Source organism: Pseudomonas azadiae (assembly GCF_019145355.1).
GTDB lineage: Bacteria > Pseudomonadota > Gammaproteobacteria > Pseudomonadales > Pseudomonadaceae > Aquipseudomonas > Aquipseudomonas azadiae.
Genome location: NZ_JAHSTY010000001.1, coordinates 2136895 through 2154832 on the forward strand (window position 1 = coordinate 2136895; position 17938 = coordinate 2154832).

General features: G+C 58.7%; 14 protein-coding genes and 1 pseudogene. 13 read left to right on the top strand and 2 right to left on the bottom strand.

Annotation, left to right across the window (positions count from 1 at the left end; genetic code table 11):
- The first annotated feature begins 36 nt into the window (after positions 1 to 36).
- The 9 genes from exaC (at position 37) to KVG91_RS09735 (ending at position 9592) form a co-directional block, all read left to right on the top strand.
- Positions 37 to 1557, top strand: coding sequence for an acetaldehyde dehydrogenase ExaC (gene exaC, locus KVG91_RS09695; RefSeq protein ID WP_169376726.1), 1521 nt, complete (start codon positions 37 to 39; stop codon positions 1555 to 1557).
- A gap of 210 nt (positions 1558 to 1767) precedes the next feature.
- Positions 1768 to 3201 (top strand): ethanolamine permease, encoded by a 1434-nt coding sequence (gene eat, locus KVG91_RS09700; protein ID WP_169376725.1) that lies wholly within the window; start codon positions 1768 to 1770, stop codon positions 3199 to 3201.
- Positions 3202 to 3265: 64 nt separating this feature from the next.
- Positions 3266 to 4660, top strand: a complete 1395-nt coding sequence (locus KVG91_RS09705) for an ethanolamine ammonia-lyase subunit EutB (protein WP_169376724.1) — start codon at positions 3266 to 3268, stop codon at positions 4658 to 4660.
- The gene (gene eutC, locus KVG91_RS09710) at positions 4657 to 5490 is read left to right on the top strand and encodes an ethanolamine ammonia-lyase subunit EutC (RefSeq protein ID WP_169376723.1); all 834 of its coding nucleotides are present in this window, start codon (positions 4657 to 4659) and stop codon (positions 5488 to 5490) included. Before KVG91_RS09705 ends, eutC begins: the two co-directional genes overlap by 4 nt.
- Before the next feature lie 89 nt (positions 5491 to 5579).
- A complete protein-coding gene (locus KVG91_RS09715; protein ID WP_169376722.1) occupies positions 5580 to 6038 on the top strand; it encodes a GNAT family N-acetyltransferase in 459 nt (152 codons plus the stop codon).
- A 448-nt stretch (positions 6039 to 6486) separates the two neighbouring features.
- Complete coding sequence (locus KVG91_RS09720) at positions 6487 to 7143, top strand: DedA family protein (RefSeq protein ID WP_169376721.1); 657 nt, start codon at positions 6487 to 6489, stop codon at positions 7141 to 7143.
- 6 nt (positions 7144 to 7149) lie between these two features.
- Entirely contained in the window at positions 7150 to 7965 is an 816-nt protein-coding gene (locus KVG91_RS09725; RefSeq protein ID WP_169376720.1) for a M90 family metallopeptidase, read from the top strand.
- Between the two features lie 109 nt (positions 7966 to 8074).
- The gene (gene ppa, locus KVG91_RS09730) at positions 8075 to 8602 is read left to right on the top strand and encodes an inorganic diphosphatase (RefSeq protein WP_076952643.1); all 528 of its coding nucleotides are present in this window, start codon (positions 8075 to 8077) and stop codon (positions 8600 to 8602) included.
- A gap of 213 nt (positions 8603 to 8815) precedes the next feature.
- Positions 8816 to 9592: a LexA family transcriptional regulator gene (locus KVG91_RS09735; protein WP_169376719.1), complete on the top strand. Its 777-nt coding sequence runs from the start codon at positions 8816 to 8818 to the stop codon at positions 9590 to 9592.
- 289 nt (positions 9593 to 9881) lie between these two features.
- Here KVG91_RS09735 and KVG91_RS09740 read toward each other — a convergent pair whose 3' ends face one another.
- Entirely contained in the window at positions 9882 to 10118 is a 237-nt protein-coding gene (locus tag KVG91_RS09740) for a hypothetical protein (protein ID WP_169376718.1), read from the bottom strand.
- Between the two features lie 529 nt (positions 10119 to 10647).
- On the opposite strand from KVG91_RS09740, the gene ycaC reads away from it, so the two are divergent.
- Complete coding sequence (gene ycaC / locus KVG91_RS09745) at positions 10648 to 11280, top strand: isochorismate family cysteine hydrolase YcaC (RefSeq protein WP_169376717.1); 633 nt, start codon at positions 10648 to 10650, stop codon at positions 11278 to 11280.
- A 48-nt stretch (positions 11281 to 11328) separates the two neighbouring features.
- Here ycaC and KVG91_RS09750 read toward each other — a convergent pair whose 3' ends face one another.
- A complete protein-coding gene (locus KVG91_RS09750; RefSeq protein ID WP_169376716.1) occupies positions 11329 to 12360 on the bottom strand; it encodes a PDDEXK nuclease domain-containing protein in 1032 nt (343 codons plus the stop codon).
- Between the two features lie 104 nt (positions 12361 to 12464).
- Between KVG91_RS09750 and KVG91_RS27535 the strand changes: the two are divergent.
- The 3 genes and pseudogenes from KVG91_RS27535 (at position 12465) to KVG91_RS09765 (ending at position 17935) form a co-directional block, all read left to right on the top strand.
- A pseudogene (locus KVG91_RS27535) lies at positions 12465 to 12841 on the top strand (MerR family DNA-binding protein).
- Positions 12842 to 12971: 130 nt separating this feature from the next.
- Positions 12972 to 17606 carry an RHS repeat-associated core domain-containing protein gene (locus tag KVG91_RS09760; protein ID WP_217894883.1) on the top strand — a complete coding sequence of 1545 codons (4635 nt, stop codon included), beginning with the start codon at positions 12972 to 12974 and terminating at the stop codon, positions 17604 to 17606.
- Positions 17607 to 17638: 32 nt separating this feature from the next.
- Positions 17639 to 17935, top strand: coding sequence for a hypothetical protein (locus KVG91_RS09765; RefSeq protein ID WP_225926961.1), 297 nt, complete (start codon positions 17639 to 17641; stop codon positions 17933 to 17935).
- The last annotated feature ends 3 nt before the right edge of the window (positions 17936 to 17938 follow it).

The following is a 17938-nucleotide window of genomic DNA, read 5'->3' on the forward strand; positions in this document are numbered from 1 at the left end:
GCTCCCAATAAACATAAAAGCCAGGAGATACCCACCATGCGTTACGCACACCCCGGTACTGAAGGTGCCATCGTTTCGTTCAAGGCCAAGTACGGCAACTACATCGGTGGCGAATTCGTTGCACCGGTCGATGGCAATTATTTCACCAACACTTCGCCGGTCAACGGCAAGCCAATCGCCGAATTCCCGCGCTCCACCGCCAAGGACATCGACAAGGCACTGGACGCCGCCCATGCCGCCGCCGACGCCTGGGGCAAGACCTCCGCCCAGGACCGTTCGCTGGTCCTGCTGAAAATCGCCGACCGCATCGAACAGAACCTCGAACTGCTGGCCATCACCGAAACCTGGGACAACGGCAAGGCCGTGCGTGAAACACTCAACGCCGACATCCCATTGGCCGCCGACCACTTCCGTTATTTCGCCGGCTGCATCCGCGCGCAGGAAGGCACCAGCGCCGAGATCAACGAACACACCGCGTCCTATCACTTCCATGAACCGCTGGGCGTGGTCGGCCAGATCATCCCGTGGAACTTCCCGCTGCTGATGGCCGCCTGGAAACTCGCCCCGGCCCTGGCCGCCGGTAACTGCGTGGTGCTCAAGCCGGCCGAGCAAACGCCGCTGGGCATCAATGTGCTGATGGAGTTGGTCGGCGATCTGTTGCCACCGGGCGTGCTGAACGTGGTGCACGGTTTCGGCAAGGAAGCCGGCGAAGCCCTGGCCACCAGCAAGCGCATCGCCAAGATTGCGTTCACCGGCTCCACGCCGGTGGGCTCGCACATCATGCATGCGGCAGCCGAGAACATCATTCCGTCCACCGTTGAACTGGGCGGCAAGTCGCCGAACATCTTCTTCGCCGACATCATGAAAGCCGAACCCTCGTTTATCGAAAAGGCCGCTGAAGGCCTGGTGCTGGCGTTCTTCAACCAGGGCGAAGTGTGCACATGCCCTTCCCGCGCGCTGGTGGAAGAGTCGATCTACGACGACTTCATGAAAGTGGTGATGAAGAAAGTCGAGCAGATCAAACGCGGCGACCCGCTGGACACCGACACCATGGTCGGTGCCCAGGCGTCCGAGCAGCAATTCGACAAGATCCTGTCCTACCTGGAAATCGCCAAGGGCGAAGGCGCGCAACTGCTCACCGGTGGCAAGGTCGAGAAGCTCGAAGGCGATATGGCCGGCGGCTATTACATCCAGCCGACCCTGCTCAAGGGCACCAATGAAATGCGCGTCTTCCAGGAAGAAATCTTCGGCCCGGTGGTGAGCATCACCACGTTCAAGGACGAGGCCGAAGCCCTGGCGATTGCCAACGACACCGAGTTCGGCCTGGGCGCCGGCGTGTGGACCCGCGACATCAACCGCGCCTACCGCATGGGCCGGGCGATCAAGGCGGGCCGCGTGTGGACCAACTGCTACCACCTTTACCCCGCGCACGCCGCGTTTGGCGGTTACAAGAAGTCCGGCGTGGGGCGTGAGACGCACAAGATGATGTTGGATCATTACCAGCAGACCAAGAACCTGCTGGTGAGTTACGACATCAACCCGTTGGGCTTTTTCTAACTAACTCCCCACTCTCACATTTGAAATGCAATCAAATGTGGGAGCTGGCTTGCCTGCGATAGCGGCGTGTCAGTTGGCTGTGCATTGGCTGAGACACCGCAATCGCAGGCAAGCCAGCTCCCACAGTTTCAGATTTTCATAAGTACTTGCGAACTGCATTCGGCACACAGAGGCCGAGTTAAAAACAATAACAACGAAAGGTACTTCTCCATGCCTAGCGAACCCACTGGATCCTCGGTCGACTTCGAAAAAGTCGATTCCCAATACTTCCAACAACGCGAATTGAAAAAAGGCGCCGCCGGCTGGGTGCTGCTGGTTGGCCTGGGTGTTGCCTACGTGATTTCCGGCGACTACGCCGGCTGGAACTTCGGCCTGGCCCAAGGCGGCTGGGGCGGAATGTTCCTTGCGACATTGCTGATGGCCACCATGTACCTGTGCATGTGTTTTTCCCTGGCCGAACTGTCTTCCATGATCCCCACCGCCGGCGGTGGCTACGGTTTTGCCCGCAGCGCCTTTGGCCCTTGGGGCGGGTTCCTCACCGGCACCGCTATCCTCATTGAGTACGCCATCGCCCCCGCCGCCATTGCGGTGTTTATCGGCGCCTATTGCGAGTCGCTGTTCGGTATCGGCGGCTGGATGATCTACCTGGCGTTCTACGTCATCTTTATCGGCATCCACATTTTTGGTGTCGGCGAAGCCTTGAAGCTGATGTTTGTGATCACCGCCGTGGCGGCGATTGCCTTGGGTGTATTCCTGGTGGCGATGGTGCCGCACTTCAACGTCGCCAACCTGCTGGATATTCCAGTGAGCGAAGCCAAGGGCGCCAGCACCTTCCTGCCGTTCGGCTATGTGGGTGTGTGGGCGGCGATTCCCTACGCCATCTGGTTTTTCCTCGCGGTAGAGGGTGTGCCCCTGGCGGCTGAAGAAACCAAGAACCCGAAACGCGACCTGCCGCGCGGCTTGATCGGCGCCATTGTGGTGCTGACCAGCTTTGCCCTGCTGATCCTGGTCATCGCTCCGGGTGGCGCGGGCACCAATGCCCTGGTCAAATCCGGCAACCCGCTGGTGGAAGCGCTGGCCTTGGCCTACGGCGGTTCGACCTGGATGGGCAGCTTCGTCAACCTGGTTGGGCTGGCCGGGCTGATCGCGAGCTTTTTCTCGATCATCTATGCCTATTCGCGGCAGATCTTCGCGCTGTCCCGTGCCGGCTACCTGCCGCGCAAACTGTCCCAGACCAACAAAAGCAAGGCGCCGGTGCTGGCATTGGTCATCCCCGGCATCATCGGGTTTGGCTTGTCGCTGACCGGCCAGGGTGACTTGCTGATCCTGGTGGCAGTGTTCGGCGCGACCATTTCCTATGTACTGATGATGGCCGCGCACATCACCCTGCGCATCCGTCGCCCCAAAATGGATCGCCCGTACCGTACACCGGGCGGCATCTTCACTTCGGGCGTCGCGCTGGTACTGGCCTGCGTGGCCGTAGTGGCGGGCTTTCTGGTGGATCCGCGGGTGGTGATTGGCGCCGCGATCATCTATGGAGTATTAATTGCTTACTTTGCTTTCTACAGCCGGCATCACTTGGTTGCGGGCACGCCCGAAGAGGAATTCGCGGCGATCCAGGCCGCAGAGGCCGCCCTGCACTGAATGCCGTAAACCTCGACGCGGGAGCCTTGTTTACCAGCGCCCCGCGTCATCAAGGAGACACTGTATGGCAAGCTTTTCCCACGCGGTGGGCGCACAGACCTACCGTTTCGACAGCCTCAAGGACGTGATGGCCAAGGCCAGCCCCGCGCGCTCCGGGGATTTTCTCGCCGGCGTCGCCGCGCAAAATGACGGTGAGCGGGTGGCGGCGCAAATGGTGCTGGCGAACATCCCGCTCAAACACTTTCTGCAGGAAGTGCTGATCCCGTATGAAAGTGACGAAGTCACCCGCCTGATCATCGACACCCACGACAAGCAGGCGTTTGCCGCCGTCAGCCACCTGACCGTCGGCGGCCTGCGTGACTGGCTGCTCAGCGACGCAGCCGATGAACAATCCCTGCGCGCGCTGGCGCCAGGGCTGACACCGGAAATGGCCGCCGCCGTGTCCAAGATCATGCGTGTGCAGGACCTGGTACTGGTGGCGCAGAAGATCCGCGTGGTCACGCAATTTCGCGGCACCATGGGCCTGCGCGGGCGTTTATCCACACGCCTGCAACCCAACCATCCCACGGACGAACCGGCGGGGATCGCCGCGAGCATCCTCGACGGCCTGCTGTATGGCAACGGCGACGCCATGATCGGCATCAACCCGGCCACCGACAGCACCGCCTCGATCTGCGCCATGCTGGAGATGCTCGACGCGATCATCCAGCGCTACGAGATCCCGACCCAGGCCTGCGTGCTGACCCACGTCACCACCTCCATCGAGGCGATCAACCGTGGCGTGCCGCTGGACCTGGTATTCCAGTCGATTGCCGGCACCGAAGCGGCCAATGCCAGCTTCGGCATCAGCCTGAGCCTGCTGCAGGAAGGTTACGACGCGGGCTTGAGCCTCAATCGCGGCACGTTGGGGCAGAACCTGATGTATTTCGAAACCGGCCAGGGCAGCGCCTTGTCGGCCAACGCGCACTTTGGCGTGGACCAGCAAACCTGCGAAACCCGTGCCTATGCCGTGGCGCGGCACTTCAAGCCGTTTCTGGTGAACACCGTGGTCGGTTTCATCGGCCCTGAGTACCTTTACAACGGCAAGCAGATCATCCGCGCGGGTCTTGAAGACCACTTCTGCGGCAAGTTGCTCGGCGTGCCCATGGGTTGCGACATCTGCTACACCAACCACGCCGAAGCCGACCAGGACGACATGGACACGCTGCTGACCTTGCTGAGTGTGGCCGGGATCAACTTCATCATGGGCATCCCCGGCTCCGACGACATCATGCTCAACTACCAGACCACCTCGTTTCACGACGCCTTGTACGCCCGCCAGACGCTGGGGTTGAAACCGGCGCCTGAGTTTGAACAGTGGTTGGCGAAGATGGGCATCTTCACGCAAGCCGACGGCAAGGTGCGCTTCGGCAACAGCCTGCCGCCAGCGTTCCGCCACGCCTTGGCGCAACTGGGATGAAGGAGCCGACTGTGCCACTCGACCTGCCTGACAACCCATGGCTGCAACTGCGCCGACTCACCCCGGCGCGCATTGCCCTGGGCCGCACCGGCACCAGCCTCCCCACCAGCGCGCAGCTGGATTTCCAATTCGCCCACGCCCAGGCGCGGGACGCGGTGCATTTGCCGTTTGACCATGGAGGTCTCAGCAGCCAGTTGGCCGACCGTGGCCGCGACAGCCTGTTGCTGCACAGTGCCGCCGCCGACCGCCACAGCTACCTGCAGCGCCCGGACCTGGGGCGGCGGCTCAGTGATGAGTCGGCCCAGGCCTTGCGTGATCACGCCTCGGCCAATCCCGACGGGGTGGACCTGGCGGTGGTGGTGGCCGATGGTTTATCGGCGCTGGCCGTGCATAAACATACCTTGCCGTTTCTGACACGCCTGGAAGAACACACCCACGCCGAAGGCTGGACTTTGTCGCCGGTCATTCTCGTGGAACAGGGCCGCGTCGCAGTGGCGGATGAGATCGGGCAATTGCTCGGCGCCAAAATGGTGGTGATCCTGATCGGCGAACGGCCCGGGCTCAGCTCGCCGGACAGCCTGGGCCTGTATTTCACCTACAACCCCAAAGTGGGCCTCACCGACGCCTATCGCAATTGCATCTCCAACGTGCGCCTCGAAGGCCTGAGCTACGGCATGGCGGCCCACCGTCTGCTGTACTTGATGCGAGAGGCGTGTCGCCGGCAGTTGTCGGGGGTCCATCTCAAGGACGAAGCGCAAGTCCAAACCATCGAGTCCGACGATCCCGACTTGATGAAAGATAACTTCCTGCTCAGCCCGCCGGAGGACTGATCGCTGCACGATTGCGCTTTTTCACGCCATTAGGCAGCATCGAGTCACGGCCGCGTGTGTGGTCACCCATTTGGAAGTTGAGGCCTGGCATGCGGATTACTCAAGCGACCCTGGAACACCTGGACCTGTTGACCCCGTTGTTCGTCAAATACCGCGAGTTCTACGGGGCCCTGCCCTTCCCGGATTCGTCGCGGGCCTTTCTGGAAAAACGCCTGCGCCGCCAGGAATCGGTGATTTACCTGGCGCTGGCGGATGATGACGACAAACGGCTACTGGGGTTTTGCCAGTTGTATCCGAGCTTTTCGTCGTTGTCGCTCAAGCGTGTGTGGATTCTTAACGACATCTATGTCGCCGAAGATGCGCGACGCCAGTTGGTGGCGGACAACCTGATGCGCACGGCCAAGAAGATGGCCAAGGAAACCCAGGCGGTACGGCTGCGGGTGTCGACCAGCAGCGACAACGAAGTGGCGCAGAAGACGTATGAGTCGATCGGGTTTCGGGAGGACACCGAATTCAAGAACTACACGTTGCCCATCAACGAGGATTAAACGAACATCTGTCGAACGCTGGCGAGGCTGGATATTTCTGTAGTGAGCGGGCTTGCCCCGCGCTGGGTGGCGAAGCCGCCCCAAAACCAGTCTGCCCAATTTCACCTGAAACACCGCAGCAACCGATTGGGGCGGCTTCGCCACCCAGCGCGGGCGGTGCGACGATTCGACAAGCCCGCTCACTACAATGCGTAGATACCCGTGGCTATCGCAGGCAAGCCAGCTCCCACATAGGCCCTATTCCGCTATTTGGACATTCGATAACATTCACACCGCACCCCAGCATTTGCGCGACATCCCCCGCTACAAAACCAACACGCTTTTCACCACTCAATCCGTATAATGCGGACCTTTCAGGGTTGTAAGAAATGCGGCATACACTTGTAGCCTTATTACCCGAGCTTCCGCACAGGCCTGCTGAGCCGGGCCATTCACACAGGTGCCACCCATGGATTTCAACCCGCTCGACCTTATCCTGCATCTCGATGTTTACCTCGACCTGCTGGTAACCAACTACGGTCCGTGGATCTACGCCATTCTGTTCCTGGTCATTTTTTGCGAAACCGGCCTGGTAGTCATGCCGTTCCTGCCGGGTGATTCGTTGCTGTTCATCGCCGGCGCCGTAGCGGCAGGCGGCGGCATGGACCCGGTGCTGCTGGGGGGCCTGTTGATGCTGGCGGCCATCCTCGGCGACAGCACCAACTACGTGATTGGGCGAACGGTGGGTGAACGCTTGTTCAACAACCCGAACTCGAAAATCTTCCGCCGCGACTACCTGCAAAAAACCCATGAGTTCTACGACAAGCACGGCGGCAAAACCGTGACTCTGGCGCGCTTCCTGCCGATCCTGCGCACCTTTGCGCCGTTCGTTGCCGGCATCGCGAAAATGCCCTACCCGCGCTTCTTCGGTTTCAGCGTGCTTGGCACCATCCTCTGGGTCGGTGGCCTGGTGACCCTGGGCTACTTCTTCGGCAACGTGCCGTTCATCAAGAAAAACCTGTCGCTGCTGGTGGTGTTCATCATCCTGCTGTCGCTGGTGCCGATGATCATTGGCGTGTTCCGCAGCCGCTTTGGCCGTGCGTCCTCCGAAGCCAAGCAGCAGTAACCTGCGATGTGGTCCCTCAGCGCCTGGCGTCGCCAGCGCTTGCTGGCCAAGCACCCGATTGCCGGTGACACATGGCAGCGGGTGCGCGAACACCTGACCATTCTCGACGGCATCAGCCCCGAACAGGACCAGTGGCTGCGCGAAGCCTGCGTGCTGTTCCTCGCCGACAAACACCTCACCGCCCTGCCCGGCGTCGAACTGCACCAGGAACAACGCCTGCTGCTCGCCGCCCAGGCGCAACTGCCACTGATGAACCTGGGCGACCTCGACTGGTACCAGGGCTTTCACGAAATCGTGCTGTACCCCGACGACTTCGTCAGCCCCCAGCGCCATCGCGACAGCAGCGGCGTCGAACATGAATGGGACGGCGAACACAGCGGCGAAGCCTGGCAACAGGGCCCGGTGATCCTCGCCTGGCCCGGCGTGCTGGCCAGTGGCAACTGGGAAGGCTACAACCTGGTCATCCACGAATTGGCGCACAAGCTCGACATGCTCAACGGCGACGCCAACGGCCTGCCGCCGCTGCACAACGACATGCGCGTGCAGGAATGGGCCAGCGTGATGCAAAGCGCCTATGACGACCTCAACCGCCAACTGGACGCCAACCCGGACGCCGACACCGAGATCGACCCCTACGCCGCGGAAAACCCGGCGGAATTCTTTGCCGTCACCAGCGAATATTTTTTTAGCGCCCCAGACCTGCTGGTCAATAGTTATCCACAGGTGTACGCCCAACTCAGCCGCTTTTATCGCCAGGATCCACTGGCCCGCCTCGCCCTGCTGCAAGCGCGCGACCCACGTTATCAGCCGCAAGACGAATGACCGTACGACGTCTGGCGCATGGCATCGGCGTCAGAATATGCCTATAATCGCCGCCACTTTTAGGCCAATCCGGCCATGTCATATGGTCAACTAACGGGGGCAACGCCCAATGAGCTATAGCAAGATTCCGGCTGGCAAAGACCTGCCGAACGACATCTACGTCGCCATCGAGATTCCGGCCAACCACGCGCCGATCAAATACGAAATCGACAAAGACAGCGACTGCCTGTTCGTTGACCGTTTCATGGCCACCCCTATGTTCTACCCGGCCAACTACGGTTTTATCCCCAACACCCTGGCTGACGACGGCGACCCCCTCGACGTGCTGGTGGTAACCCCTTACCCCGTCACCCCAGGCTCGGTCATCCGCGCCCGCCCGGTCGGCATCCTGCACATGACCGACGACGGCGGCGGCGACGCCAAGGTTATCGCGGTCCCCCACGACAAGCTGTCGCAGTTGTACGTGGACGTGAAGGAATACACCGACCTGCCGCCCCTGTTGCTGGAACAGATCAAGCACTTCTTCGAGAACTACAAAGACCTCGAAAAAGGCAAATGGGTGAAGATCGACGGTTGGGGCGACGCAGAAGCCGCCCGCGCCGAGATCATGAAGTCGGTCGCCGCCTACAAAGGCTGATACCCGCTCCTCATTGCACTCGCAATTGAAAAAGCCCCGATCATTCGGGGCTTTTTTGTGGGCAATTTTAAACACCTGGTTCAATACTTTATAAACACCGTTTAACTAGCACGTGAATCTGAAGTATCAAGCTACAACTAAGCAAAAGCCTACACGCGCAACTCAACGCATGGTTTATTTGATCTGTAAATCCCGCCAGTAAACTCTGCGTTTATGAATACATCAGGTGATCGTTTAAAAGCACTACTGCGGGAAGTTCATCTTTCCGCCTCCGACTTCGCCAAGAACCGCAATGTCACGCCTCAACACGTGAACAACTGGTTCAAGCGCGGTGTACCCATGGGCCGACTCAACGAGATCGCAGAATTGCTCTGCGTCTCCAGCCGTTGGCTGCGCACCGGCGAAGGCCCCAAACACCCACCGGCCAACTTTCTGCTGGAAGGCCCGGACACCCGAAAAGGACTGCCCACACTGCGCGAAGGAAGCGGCAAATACCTCACAGGCCCCGCCTGCACCCCAGAAAAAATCGACGTGGAGATCGACCTCCACGCCTCATTCACCTCAACCGAACGCATCCGCATCTCGCTGCACACCTTCGAAACCCTTAACGTCAACCCCGACCGCGCCCTGGGCGCCTACATGGTCGACAACAGCATGACCGACATCATCCAACAAGGCGCCACCCTCGCCGTGGACCGAGGCCGCACCCAAATCATCGACGGCGAGATCTACGCCGTAGAGCACGACGGCATGCTGCGCATCAAATACCTCTACAACCGACCCGGAGGTGGTTTGCGCATGCGTAGCCACAATGCAAGCGAACATCCCGACGAATACCTCACCTACGAGCAACGCTTCGAACAGAATTTCCAGATTCTGGGCTGGGTATTCTGGTGGTCCACCCTCAACAACCGCAGGCCACCGGTGCCGCTGGATGATCACCTGCTGGGCTGGGAAGGCGCTAAATCGGATCCGGAGGTGGGCAACTGAGAGGGATGTGGGTATCATGCCCCGCACATTTGGCAGGGGGTGGCTTGAAGCTATTCACCCTGCCCGGCGATGCGGAGGAGTTCCCGCGTATGCCCCTACTATTCAGCCCGACGCAATGTGGGCTGAGCGATTTGAAGGCTGGCGAGGTTTACCAAAAATAGACTGAACCAGTCCCCGAGAAGCCGGCCACAAGCCGGCTTTTTAATGCCTGTAAAAATCCGATTCAAGTGTCCAACAGCTGTTGGACACTTGAATGACCAAAGCGGGCGGCTTCCGCGCCTGAAGGGTGTTAGCTAGGCTGCATACACTCCACAGCCCGATCCGCCACCATCTTTGCCATCTCCACCAAGTGCATTACCGCCTTCTGCGGCGCACCCAGCGGCTCCCCGAGCACCTGCGATGTCGCCACCGCACACTGCAGCAACTCCGCCACACGCACCCAGGCATCCTCGAAGCTCAGTTCTTCATTGACAGTAAATGGGTTGGTCGCAGCCGACCACGGCGAATTCGAAAAAACGTTATCCATAGCAAAACCTCTAGCAGTAAGTGACTACCACCGTCCTTTCGCGACTAAACGAGTAGAGGTGGTGGCTGTACACAGGTTAGTCGACCGGCCGCTAGGCACCGGCGCACCCGGAGGTGCCCTGCGCACAGCCACCATAAAGTGCAGGTGGGAAGACACCCGTCTTTGGGATGGCGCGTGCGCCTAGCGAAGTCCGGGCGACTAAACCCGATCACTGAATGTGCAGTGACAATCCGCAGCCTAGTCACCCATCCCCACTGGCGCAATGCAGTTGGGATTCTCTCGGAAACGTCCTGCAAATGAAAGGGAGAGGCCCTGCTGGCCACTCAAGATCAAGGCCAAAACCTGACAGCAATCCACTCGCTACTTAGAGTTGTGCAACAGGCTGCTGCACAAACCGCCAAACCTAATCGTCCCTTTTAAGTTGACAGTAAGACGCCTTCCAACCGATTTATCACCCAGCTTCCACCCATTAACCTGTGCCCATGTTGAACGCAACGCCCAACCAACCTAAACAAAAAAGGATTCAACCATGAGCACTCCAACCTACAACCGCCTCAACAAAGACGACGCCGTAGTTCTGCTGGTCGACCACCAAACCGGCCTGATTTCCCTGGTGCAGGACTTCTCGCCCAACGAGTTCAAGAACAACGTGCTGGCCCTGGCCGACCTGGCCAAGTTCTTCAACTTGCCGACCATCCTCACCACCAGCTTCGAGCAAGGCCCCAACGGCCCGCTGGTGCCGGAGTTGAAGGCGATGTTCCCGGATGCGCCGTACATCGCCCGCCCTGGCCAGATCAATGCGTGGGACAACGAAGACTTCGTCAAGGCGATCAAGGCCACCGGCCGTAAGCAGATCATCATCGCCGGCGTGGTCACGGATGTGTGCGTCGCGTTCCCGACCTTGTCGGCGCTGGCGGAGGGGTTTGAGGTGTTTGTGGTGACCGATGCGTCGGGCACGTTCAATACCACGGTGCAGCAGGCGGCGTGGAGCCGGATGACACAAGCGGGTGCGCAGTTGATGAACTGGTTTTCGGTGGCGTGTGAGCTGCAGGGCGACTGGCGCAACGATATTGAAGGGCTGGGGAATTTGCTGTCCCAGCGCATTCCCAACTATCGGAACTTGATGAATGGGTATGCGGCGCTGACGGCTCATCAGAAGTAAGTAGCAAAGCCGTACGACAAGCCTGCCCTTAGAAGCAGGCTTTCGCCGTTATTTAGCCAGTTCTCGTTCTATCTGCTCGATGCTTGGCAAACTGGTTTGCAGCTCCGCAGGCAACGATTCAACCAGTTGATATTCCGCCACCCCAATAGGCCGGTTGTTGTCACGCAACGCATATTCCGCCACGACCTCATTCTTGCCCTTGCACAACAGCAAGCCAATGGTCGGGCCATCCTGGGGATGTTTCAGTTGGGCATCCACAGCCGCGAGGTAAAAACTCAGTTTGCCCAGGTGCTCGGGCTTAAATTTGCCGGCCTTGAGCTCGATCACAACGTAGCAACGCAGCTTCAAGTGATAGAACAACAGATCCACGAAGAATTCGTCACCGCCAACATCCAGCAAGACCTGCTGTCCGACGAAAGCGAACCCCGCGCCCAGTTCCAATAAAAAGTCAGTGACGTGCTTTATCAAGGCGTTTTCAATTTCACGCTCCTGGGCACCCCGGGTCAAGCTGAGGAAATCGAAGCGATAAGGGTCTTTCAGCGATTCGCGCGCAAGATCGGATTGTGGTTTGGGCAGGTGGGTTTCGAAGTTGCTGACGGCTTTGCCACTGCGCTCCAGCAGACGATTTTCGATGTGCATCACCAGCGTGTTGCGCGACCAGTTGTGCTCGATTGCCTGGCTAACGTACCAACGTCGGGTTTCGGGGCCGGGCAGTTTATCCAGCAGAGCCAGTTGGTGATACCAAGGCAACTGTGCAAGCACCTCTTGCACAAATTCCGCATCAGGCCAGGCCTGCGCAAAAGCACGCATGTACTTGAGATTACGTGGCGAAAATCCTTTCATTTTTGGAAAGGCCGCACGTAAATCCTGAGCGAGGCGCTCAATCACCTTGGTACCCCACCCCTGTTCGGCCTGGCGGATCAGAATATCGTGACCGACCTGCCAATAGAGCAGCACCAATTCGCGGTTTACCGACAGTGATGCGCGTTGTTGGGCGGAGTGAATGCGACCTTTCAGGTCGCTCAGCCAGTCGCTGTAACCCGCAGGCGGTTCGATCAAGCCAATTGCGATTTCGCTCATGCCGTTTCACTCTTGAGTTTTGGGCAAGGCTAGTGAGCCGGTTCCGCGTTCACAAGGGGCAGCCAGCGCTCAAGGAAAGGTCTCGCAAAAGTTACAGATCCGTCCTGCTGGCAATCACAAATCGGCATATTGCGTTCGTCACGATTCGTCACTATGAGGCAATTGGGCTGCTGCCAGCGCCGCAACGCCTTTGCCATTACCGGGTTTATTCGGAGCAAAGCGTTGAGTTACTGATATTTATCAAGTGCGCTCAGCAGTTGGGGTTCAAGCTCAAGGAGTTGCAGGAGATTCTACGCAATAGTCCGCGAGAAACCTTGCCCTGGGACCGGCAGACCAGGCCATCACCCACAAGAAACGCGAGCTGGCCGCGCAGATTGCCGTGCTGCAGAAAATACAGGCGGGGCTGACAGCGTTTGAAAACCAGTTGAAAGAAGCGCAGGGGCAAATGCTCGTCAATCAGTATGGTCGCTATTTGACGTAGCTCTTCAGCGCGAGTTAGCGCTGACTTTTGCGGCCCTTTCGTAAGCCCATTCTGATTTTCCCAACCGTTCATCCAGTAGCTTTTCGCTGCGGCATTCTCCGACGCCTTGCCCCTCGTCGAGACGTCACGGATGACCCACGCTGCCCACATTGCCCTTATCGAATTTGAGCTCAATGGCTTCCATCAGAGCCTGGAGGTTTATCGCCAGCAGATGAGCGCCTGGTATTCCCGTGCGCTGGAGTCGGTGAGTCATGGGTTGGATATGCCGTCGTTGCTGGGGATGGACCGGGTGTTGCGGGCGGGGGATTCGCTACGCTCCGTGAGTATTTCCGACTCTGAATTTGCCACCGTGGCCCAGTGTCCCGTGGGCGGTGAGCTGAAGATCGAGAGTCTGTTCGAGTCGGTGTATGACGTGCCGATCGGCAATATCCCGGTTGAGGTGATCGGGCTGGATGACGGCAGTTCCACCCTGATCATGCTGGATGATCAGGGCAAAGGCTCGCACTACTGCGCCGCGGGCGGACGCTATCAGGTGCGGGTGCAGGGTGCAGTTTCCGAGGAACAGGTGGGTGCGCTGTTCGCCACCTACAACGGGCTGACTTCAGATCTTGAGCAGTGGCTGCGCAAGCAATGGGCAGGTTTCAAACCGCATTGGGAGCAGTCCACCGCCAGCGCGATTGGCAGCGGCGTGTTGGCGGGCAGTTGGGCCGCGATCCGCGATGTGTGGGACAGCATCAAGCTGGTGCAGGCGATTCTTGAAGACCCGCTGAAATTCGTCGAGCAGTTGGGTCATCAGGCCGCCCAACTGGCGCAGATCTCTATTGATACGCCCAAGGTCATGGAACAGGCGATGTTGCTGGCCAGTGACGAAGCGGCGCTGTTCCTGATGGTGCGCACGGCGATGATTTGGTTGGACGCATTGCCGCCCAGTGAGATCGCCGAGGTGGCCGCCGGGTTTGTGGTGTCGTTGCTGATTGACCTGGTGATTGGCGCGGTGCTGACCATCGCGTTACCGGCGGCGGGCGTAGCGTATTTGAGTTTGCGGCTGGTCAAGTATGGCGCGCGGATTCTTGAGGCTGCGGTGGGCTTTGTTAAGGGGCTTTTAGGGATTCTGACGCAGTTCATGCAGACAGTGGATCGCTACAAGGCGGTGGCGGTTCGCGGGGTGGCTGGCGGGCTGAAGCAAGGCAGGATGCAGATGCGCTGGAAGGCGCGGCAGAACGCGACTTTGAAGCAGACAGAGCATGTCGATGATGTGCCTGCGGTGGCGAAGAACCCGGCGGGAGATGCGGCCACTTCTGCGGATAAAACCGCCACCAACGGTTGCCCCGTGTCGATGGTCACTGGCGAGGAACTGCTGACGCTGACCGATGGTGCCCTGGACGGGATTCTGCCGTTCGAGTGGACCCGGTTGTACCGCACCAGTGCGGTGGAGGTGGATGTTGGATTGGGGTTTGGCTGGAGCCACTCTTTATCGCATCGGCTGAGTGTTTCTGGTGATTCGGTGGTGTGGGTCGATCATGAGAATCGGTCGACTGCCCTGCCCTTGCCCACGGTTTCTCGACCAGCCATTACCAATAGCCTGGCTGAAGCGGCGATTTATCTGGGTGCTTTGCCGGATGAGTTGGTGCTGGCCCAGGCGTCGCGTTTCTATCACTTTCGCGACGGTGTGCTGACCGCGATCAGCGATGCGTACGACAACCGGCTACGTATTTTCCGTAATTATCTTGGACAGATTGAGCGGCTCGATAACGGTGTCGGGCGCTCGCTGTTTCTGCGCTACGCATCGGGCCGCATCGTGGCGGTGGATTACCAGATTGAGCGGGCAGTGGACGACGGCCCGTTTGTCTGGGTGACGGAGCAGAACGTTGTTTCCTACGCCTATGACGACCTTGGACGGTTGGTTTCGGCGACCAATGCCGTAGGCGAAAGCGAGGTTTATCGGTACGACGAACAGCACGTCATTCTTGAGCGTGGGCTGGCCGGTGGGGCGAGTTTTTACTGGGAGTGGGAAAGGTCTGGCAAGGCGGCGCGATGTGTCCGGCATTGGGCCAGCTTTTCGCAGATGGACACGCGGTATGTCTGGGATGACAACGGCAGTGTCACAGTTTTTAACGCCGACGGCAGCCAGGAAGTCTATGTGCACGATGATCGTGCGCGGCTGGTGCAACGCATCGACCCGGATGGCGCTCAACACTTCAAATCCTACGACGACAAAGGTCGGCTGACGGTTGAGCAGGATCCGCTCGGGGCAATCACGGCATATCAATACGACGAAGCGGGCCGCTTGGTGGCGTTGTTTCCGGGGGACGATGAGCCGACAACCTACGAGCATGACAACGGTTTCGTACGGGTGGTGCGGCGTGGCGAGGCGGTCTGGAAGTACGAGCGTAATGAGCGAGGCGACATTACGCGCAGGTCCGATCCCGACGGTAATGCTACGGACTACAGCTACAACAGATACGGCCAGCTGGTTGGGGTTTGGTATCCCGATCACAGCTGTCACCGGCTCATTTGGAACGCGCGCGGGCAGTTGCTTGAAGAACAGTTGCCGAATGGCGGCCTCAAGCGCTATCGCTATGACGATCTTGGACGGCAGGTTGCGCGCGAAGATGAACATGGCGCGCTGACGCAGTATCAATGGGATGCCGCAGGCCGTTTGCTGAAACTGACTCAACCCGGTGGTGCCACGCGGGAATACAGTTACAACGCTTACGGAAAAATCACCTCCGAACGCGACGAACTGGGCCACGTCACCCGCTACGAATACGCTGACGGCCTGCACCTGATCAGCCGCCGCATCAACGCCGATGGCACCCAGGTCAACTACCGCTACGACAACGCCCGGCTGCTGCTGACCGAGATCGGAAACGAAGCCGGCGAAACCTACCGACTCCAGTACCACAACAACGGCCTGATCCAGCAGGAAACCGGCTTTGACGGCCAGCGCACCGCCTACGTCTACGACCTCAACGGCAATCTGCAGGAAAAAACCGAACACGGCGACGATGGCAGTCAGCTAATCACCCACTACGAGCGCGACCACGCCGGGCGCCTCGTACGAAAAACCCTGCCCGACGGCAATATCATCGATTACGCCTACGACCGCCAAGGCAATCTCCTCAGCGTCGACGACGGCCATTGGTTTTTAGCCTACGAATACGACCCACAAAACCGCCTCACCGCCGAACACCAAGGCTGGGGCACCTTGCGCTACGGCTACGACGCCTGCGGCCAGCTCCAAAAGCTGCGCCTGCCCGACAACAACCGCCTCACCTTCAACCACGACAAGGGCGGCCACCTCGCCACCGTAGAACTGAACGGTGAAGTGCTCACCTCACACCTGTTCAAATCCGGCCAGGAACACCAACGCCAACAAGGCCAATTGATCAGCCGCTACCACTACGACGATCAGCAGCGCCTCCACACCCACGCCGTCACCCAACAGAACAACTACTTCTACCAGCGCCACTACGACTACGACAAATCCGGCAACCTCACCCGCCTCAACGACACCCGCAAAGGCGAACACCGCTACCACTACGACCCACTGAACCGTCTCACCCGCGCCGACCATTCCCAAGGCGAACAGGAACGCTTCGCCCACGACCCGGCCGGCAACCTGCTCATGCAAGACCGCCCCGGCCCCGACATCGTCGCCGGCAACCGCCTGATGATCCAGGGCGACCGCCATTACGACTACGACGCCTTCGGCAACCTCAACCGCGAACGACGCGGCAAAGGCCACCAACTCGTCACCGAATACCGCTACGACTGCCAGCACCGCCTGATCGGCATCACCCAACCCAACGGAAAAACCGCCAACTACCGCTACGACCCGTTCGGCCGGCGTATCAGCAAGACCGTCAAAAACATCACCACCGAGTTCTTCTGGCAAGGCGACAAGCTGATCGCCGAACACCATGCGGACCGCCACCGCAGCTATCTCTACGAACCGGACAGTTTCCGGCCACTAGCCCTATTGGAAGGGTTTGGCCCCAAAGAAACCAATCCCTACCACTACCAACTCGACCACTTGGGCACGCCCCAGGAACTCACCGCCCCGGACGGCGAAATCGTGTGGTCCGCGCATTACCGTGCCTATGGCGAAATTAGCCGCCTAGACATAGGAAAAATCAACAATCCACTGCGCTTCCAAGGGCAGTACTTCGATCAGGAAAGCGGCCTGCACTACAACCGCCATCGCTACTACAATCCGGACATTGGTCGCTACCTGACGCCGGATCCGGTGAAGTTGGCGGGTGGGATCAATTCGTACCAGTACGTGCCCAACCCGACCGGGTGGGTGGATCCCCTAGGTTTGAACTCTTGCCCTGGCGGAGACGGGTGTAAACCAGAGGCGATTGCCAAGGATCCGGCCAAATCGCCACAAGTGAATGAAGGAGAAGCTGAACTACCAAAAACTGGAGGAGCTCAGCGAGCAGCAAAATATTCCTCAAACTGGAAAACAGCCAGCCTGGATGAAAACGTAGTCAAATTTGCCAGCGCTAACCCAATCGTGACGACGACAGATAAGGGCAAGAAGATATACAAAAACCCTACCAACGGCATTGAAATTGTAGAGGACCTCAATGGAGCCTACTTCAGGATCTATGATCCATCACTGCCAGGTAAACGACGCTATTTAAGTCTTGAAGGCATAGTCCCTAATAACAAAATATCTCATTCTGGAAAGCAAATAGGCAGAACGAAAAGCGAATACAATGAAGCTACCCATTTCAACAAAGGAGATTACAAAAAATGAAAATAATTTGTACACCTCTTACGTTGGAGGCCATGAATTTATTAGACATAAACGACTGCCCGGACTCCTTACTCGAAAGCGTCACCCTCACCGACGATGAGTACGAGCAGTTTCTTGAATCAGGCGCACTGGAAGCTATAAACAATACGCTTGGAAAAATGATTGATGACTACGAAGACGAAGCAATCGACAACATTGATGAGCTCAACAAAAGCTTAGCGATACTCAAAGACCATCTGACGCTTGGGAACTCCTTAACAATGAAAAAGCTGATCAACCTGAACACCCTTGCGATCAAAAACCGTACAGGCCTTTTTTTCTACTTTTAGCTT

Coding starts and splice junctions, on each gene's coding strand:
- exaC (WP_169376726.1), top strand. CDS start 37: ATGCGTTACGCACACCCCGGTACTGAAGGTGCCATCGTTTCGTTCAAG.
- eat (WP_169376725.1), top strand. CDS start 1,768: ATGCCTAGCGAACCCACTGGATCCTCGGTCGACTTCGAAAAAGTCGAT.
- KVG91_RS09705 (WP_169376724.1), top strand. CDS start 3,266: ATGGCAAGCTTTTCCCACGCGGTGGGCGCACAGACCTACCGTTTCGAC.
- eutC (WP_169376723.1), top strand. CDS start 4,657: ATGAAGGAGCCGACTGTGCCACTCGACCTGCCTGACAACCCATGGCTG.
- KVG91_RS09715 (WP_169376722.1), top strand. CDS start 5,580: ATGCGGATTACTCAAGCGACCCTGGAACACCTGGACCTGTTGACCCCG.
- KVG91_RS09720 (WP_169376721.1), top strand. CDS start 6,487: ATGGATTTCAACCCGCTCGACCTTATCCTGCATCTCGATGTTTACCTC.
- KVG91_RS09725 (WP_169376720.1), top strand. CDS start 7,150: ATGTGGTCCCTCAGCGCCTGGCGTCGCCAGCGCTTGCTGGCCAAGCAC.
- ppa (WP_076952643.1), top strand. CDS start 8,075: ATGAGCTATAGCAAGATTCCGGCTGGCAAAGACCTGCCGAACGACATC.
- KVG91_RS09735 (WP_169376719.1), top strand. CDS start 8,816: ATGAATACATCAGGTGATCGTTTAAAAGCACTACTGCGGGAAGTTCAT.
- KVG91_RS09740 (WP_169376718.1), bottom strand. CDS start 10,118: ATGGATAACGTTTTTTCGAATTCGCCGTGGTCGGCTGCGACCAACCCA.
- ycaC (WP_169376717.1), top strand. CDS start 10,648: ATGAGCACTCCAACCTACAACCGCCTCAACAAAGACGACGCCGTAGTT.
- KVG91_RS09750 (WP_169376716.1), bottom strand. CDS start 12,360: ATGAGCGAAATCGCAATTGGCTTGATCGAACCGCCTGCGGGTTACAGC.
- KVG91_RS09760 (WP_217894883.1), top strand. CDS start 12,972: ATGACCCACGCTGCCCACATTGCCCTTATCGAATTTGAGCTCAATGGC.
- KVG91_RS09765 (WP_225926961.1), top strand. CDS start 17,639: ATGAATTTATTAGACATAAACGACTGCCCGGACTCCTTACTCGAAAGC.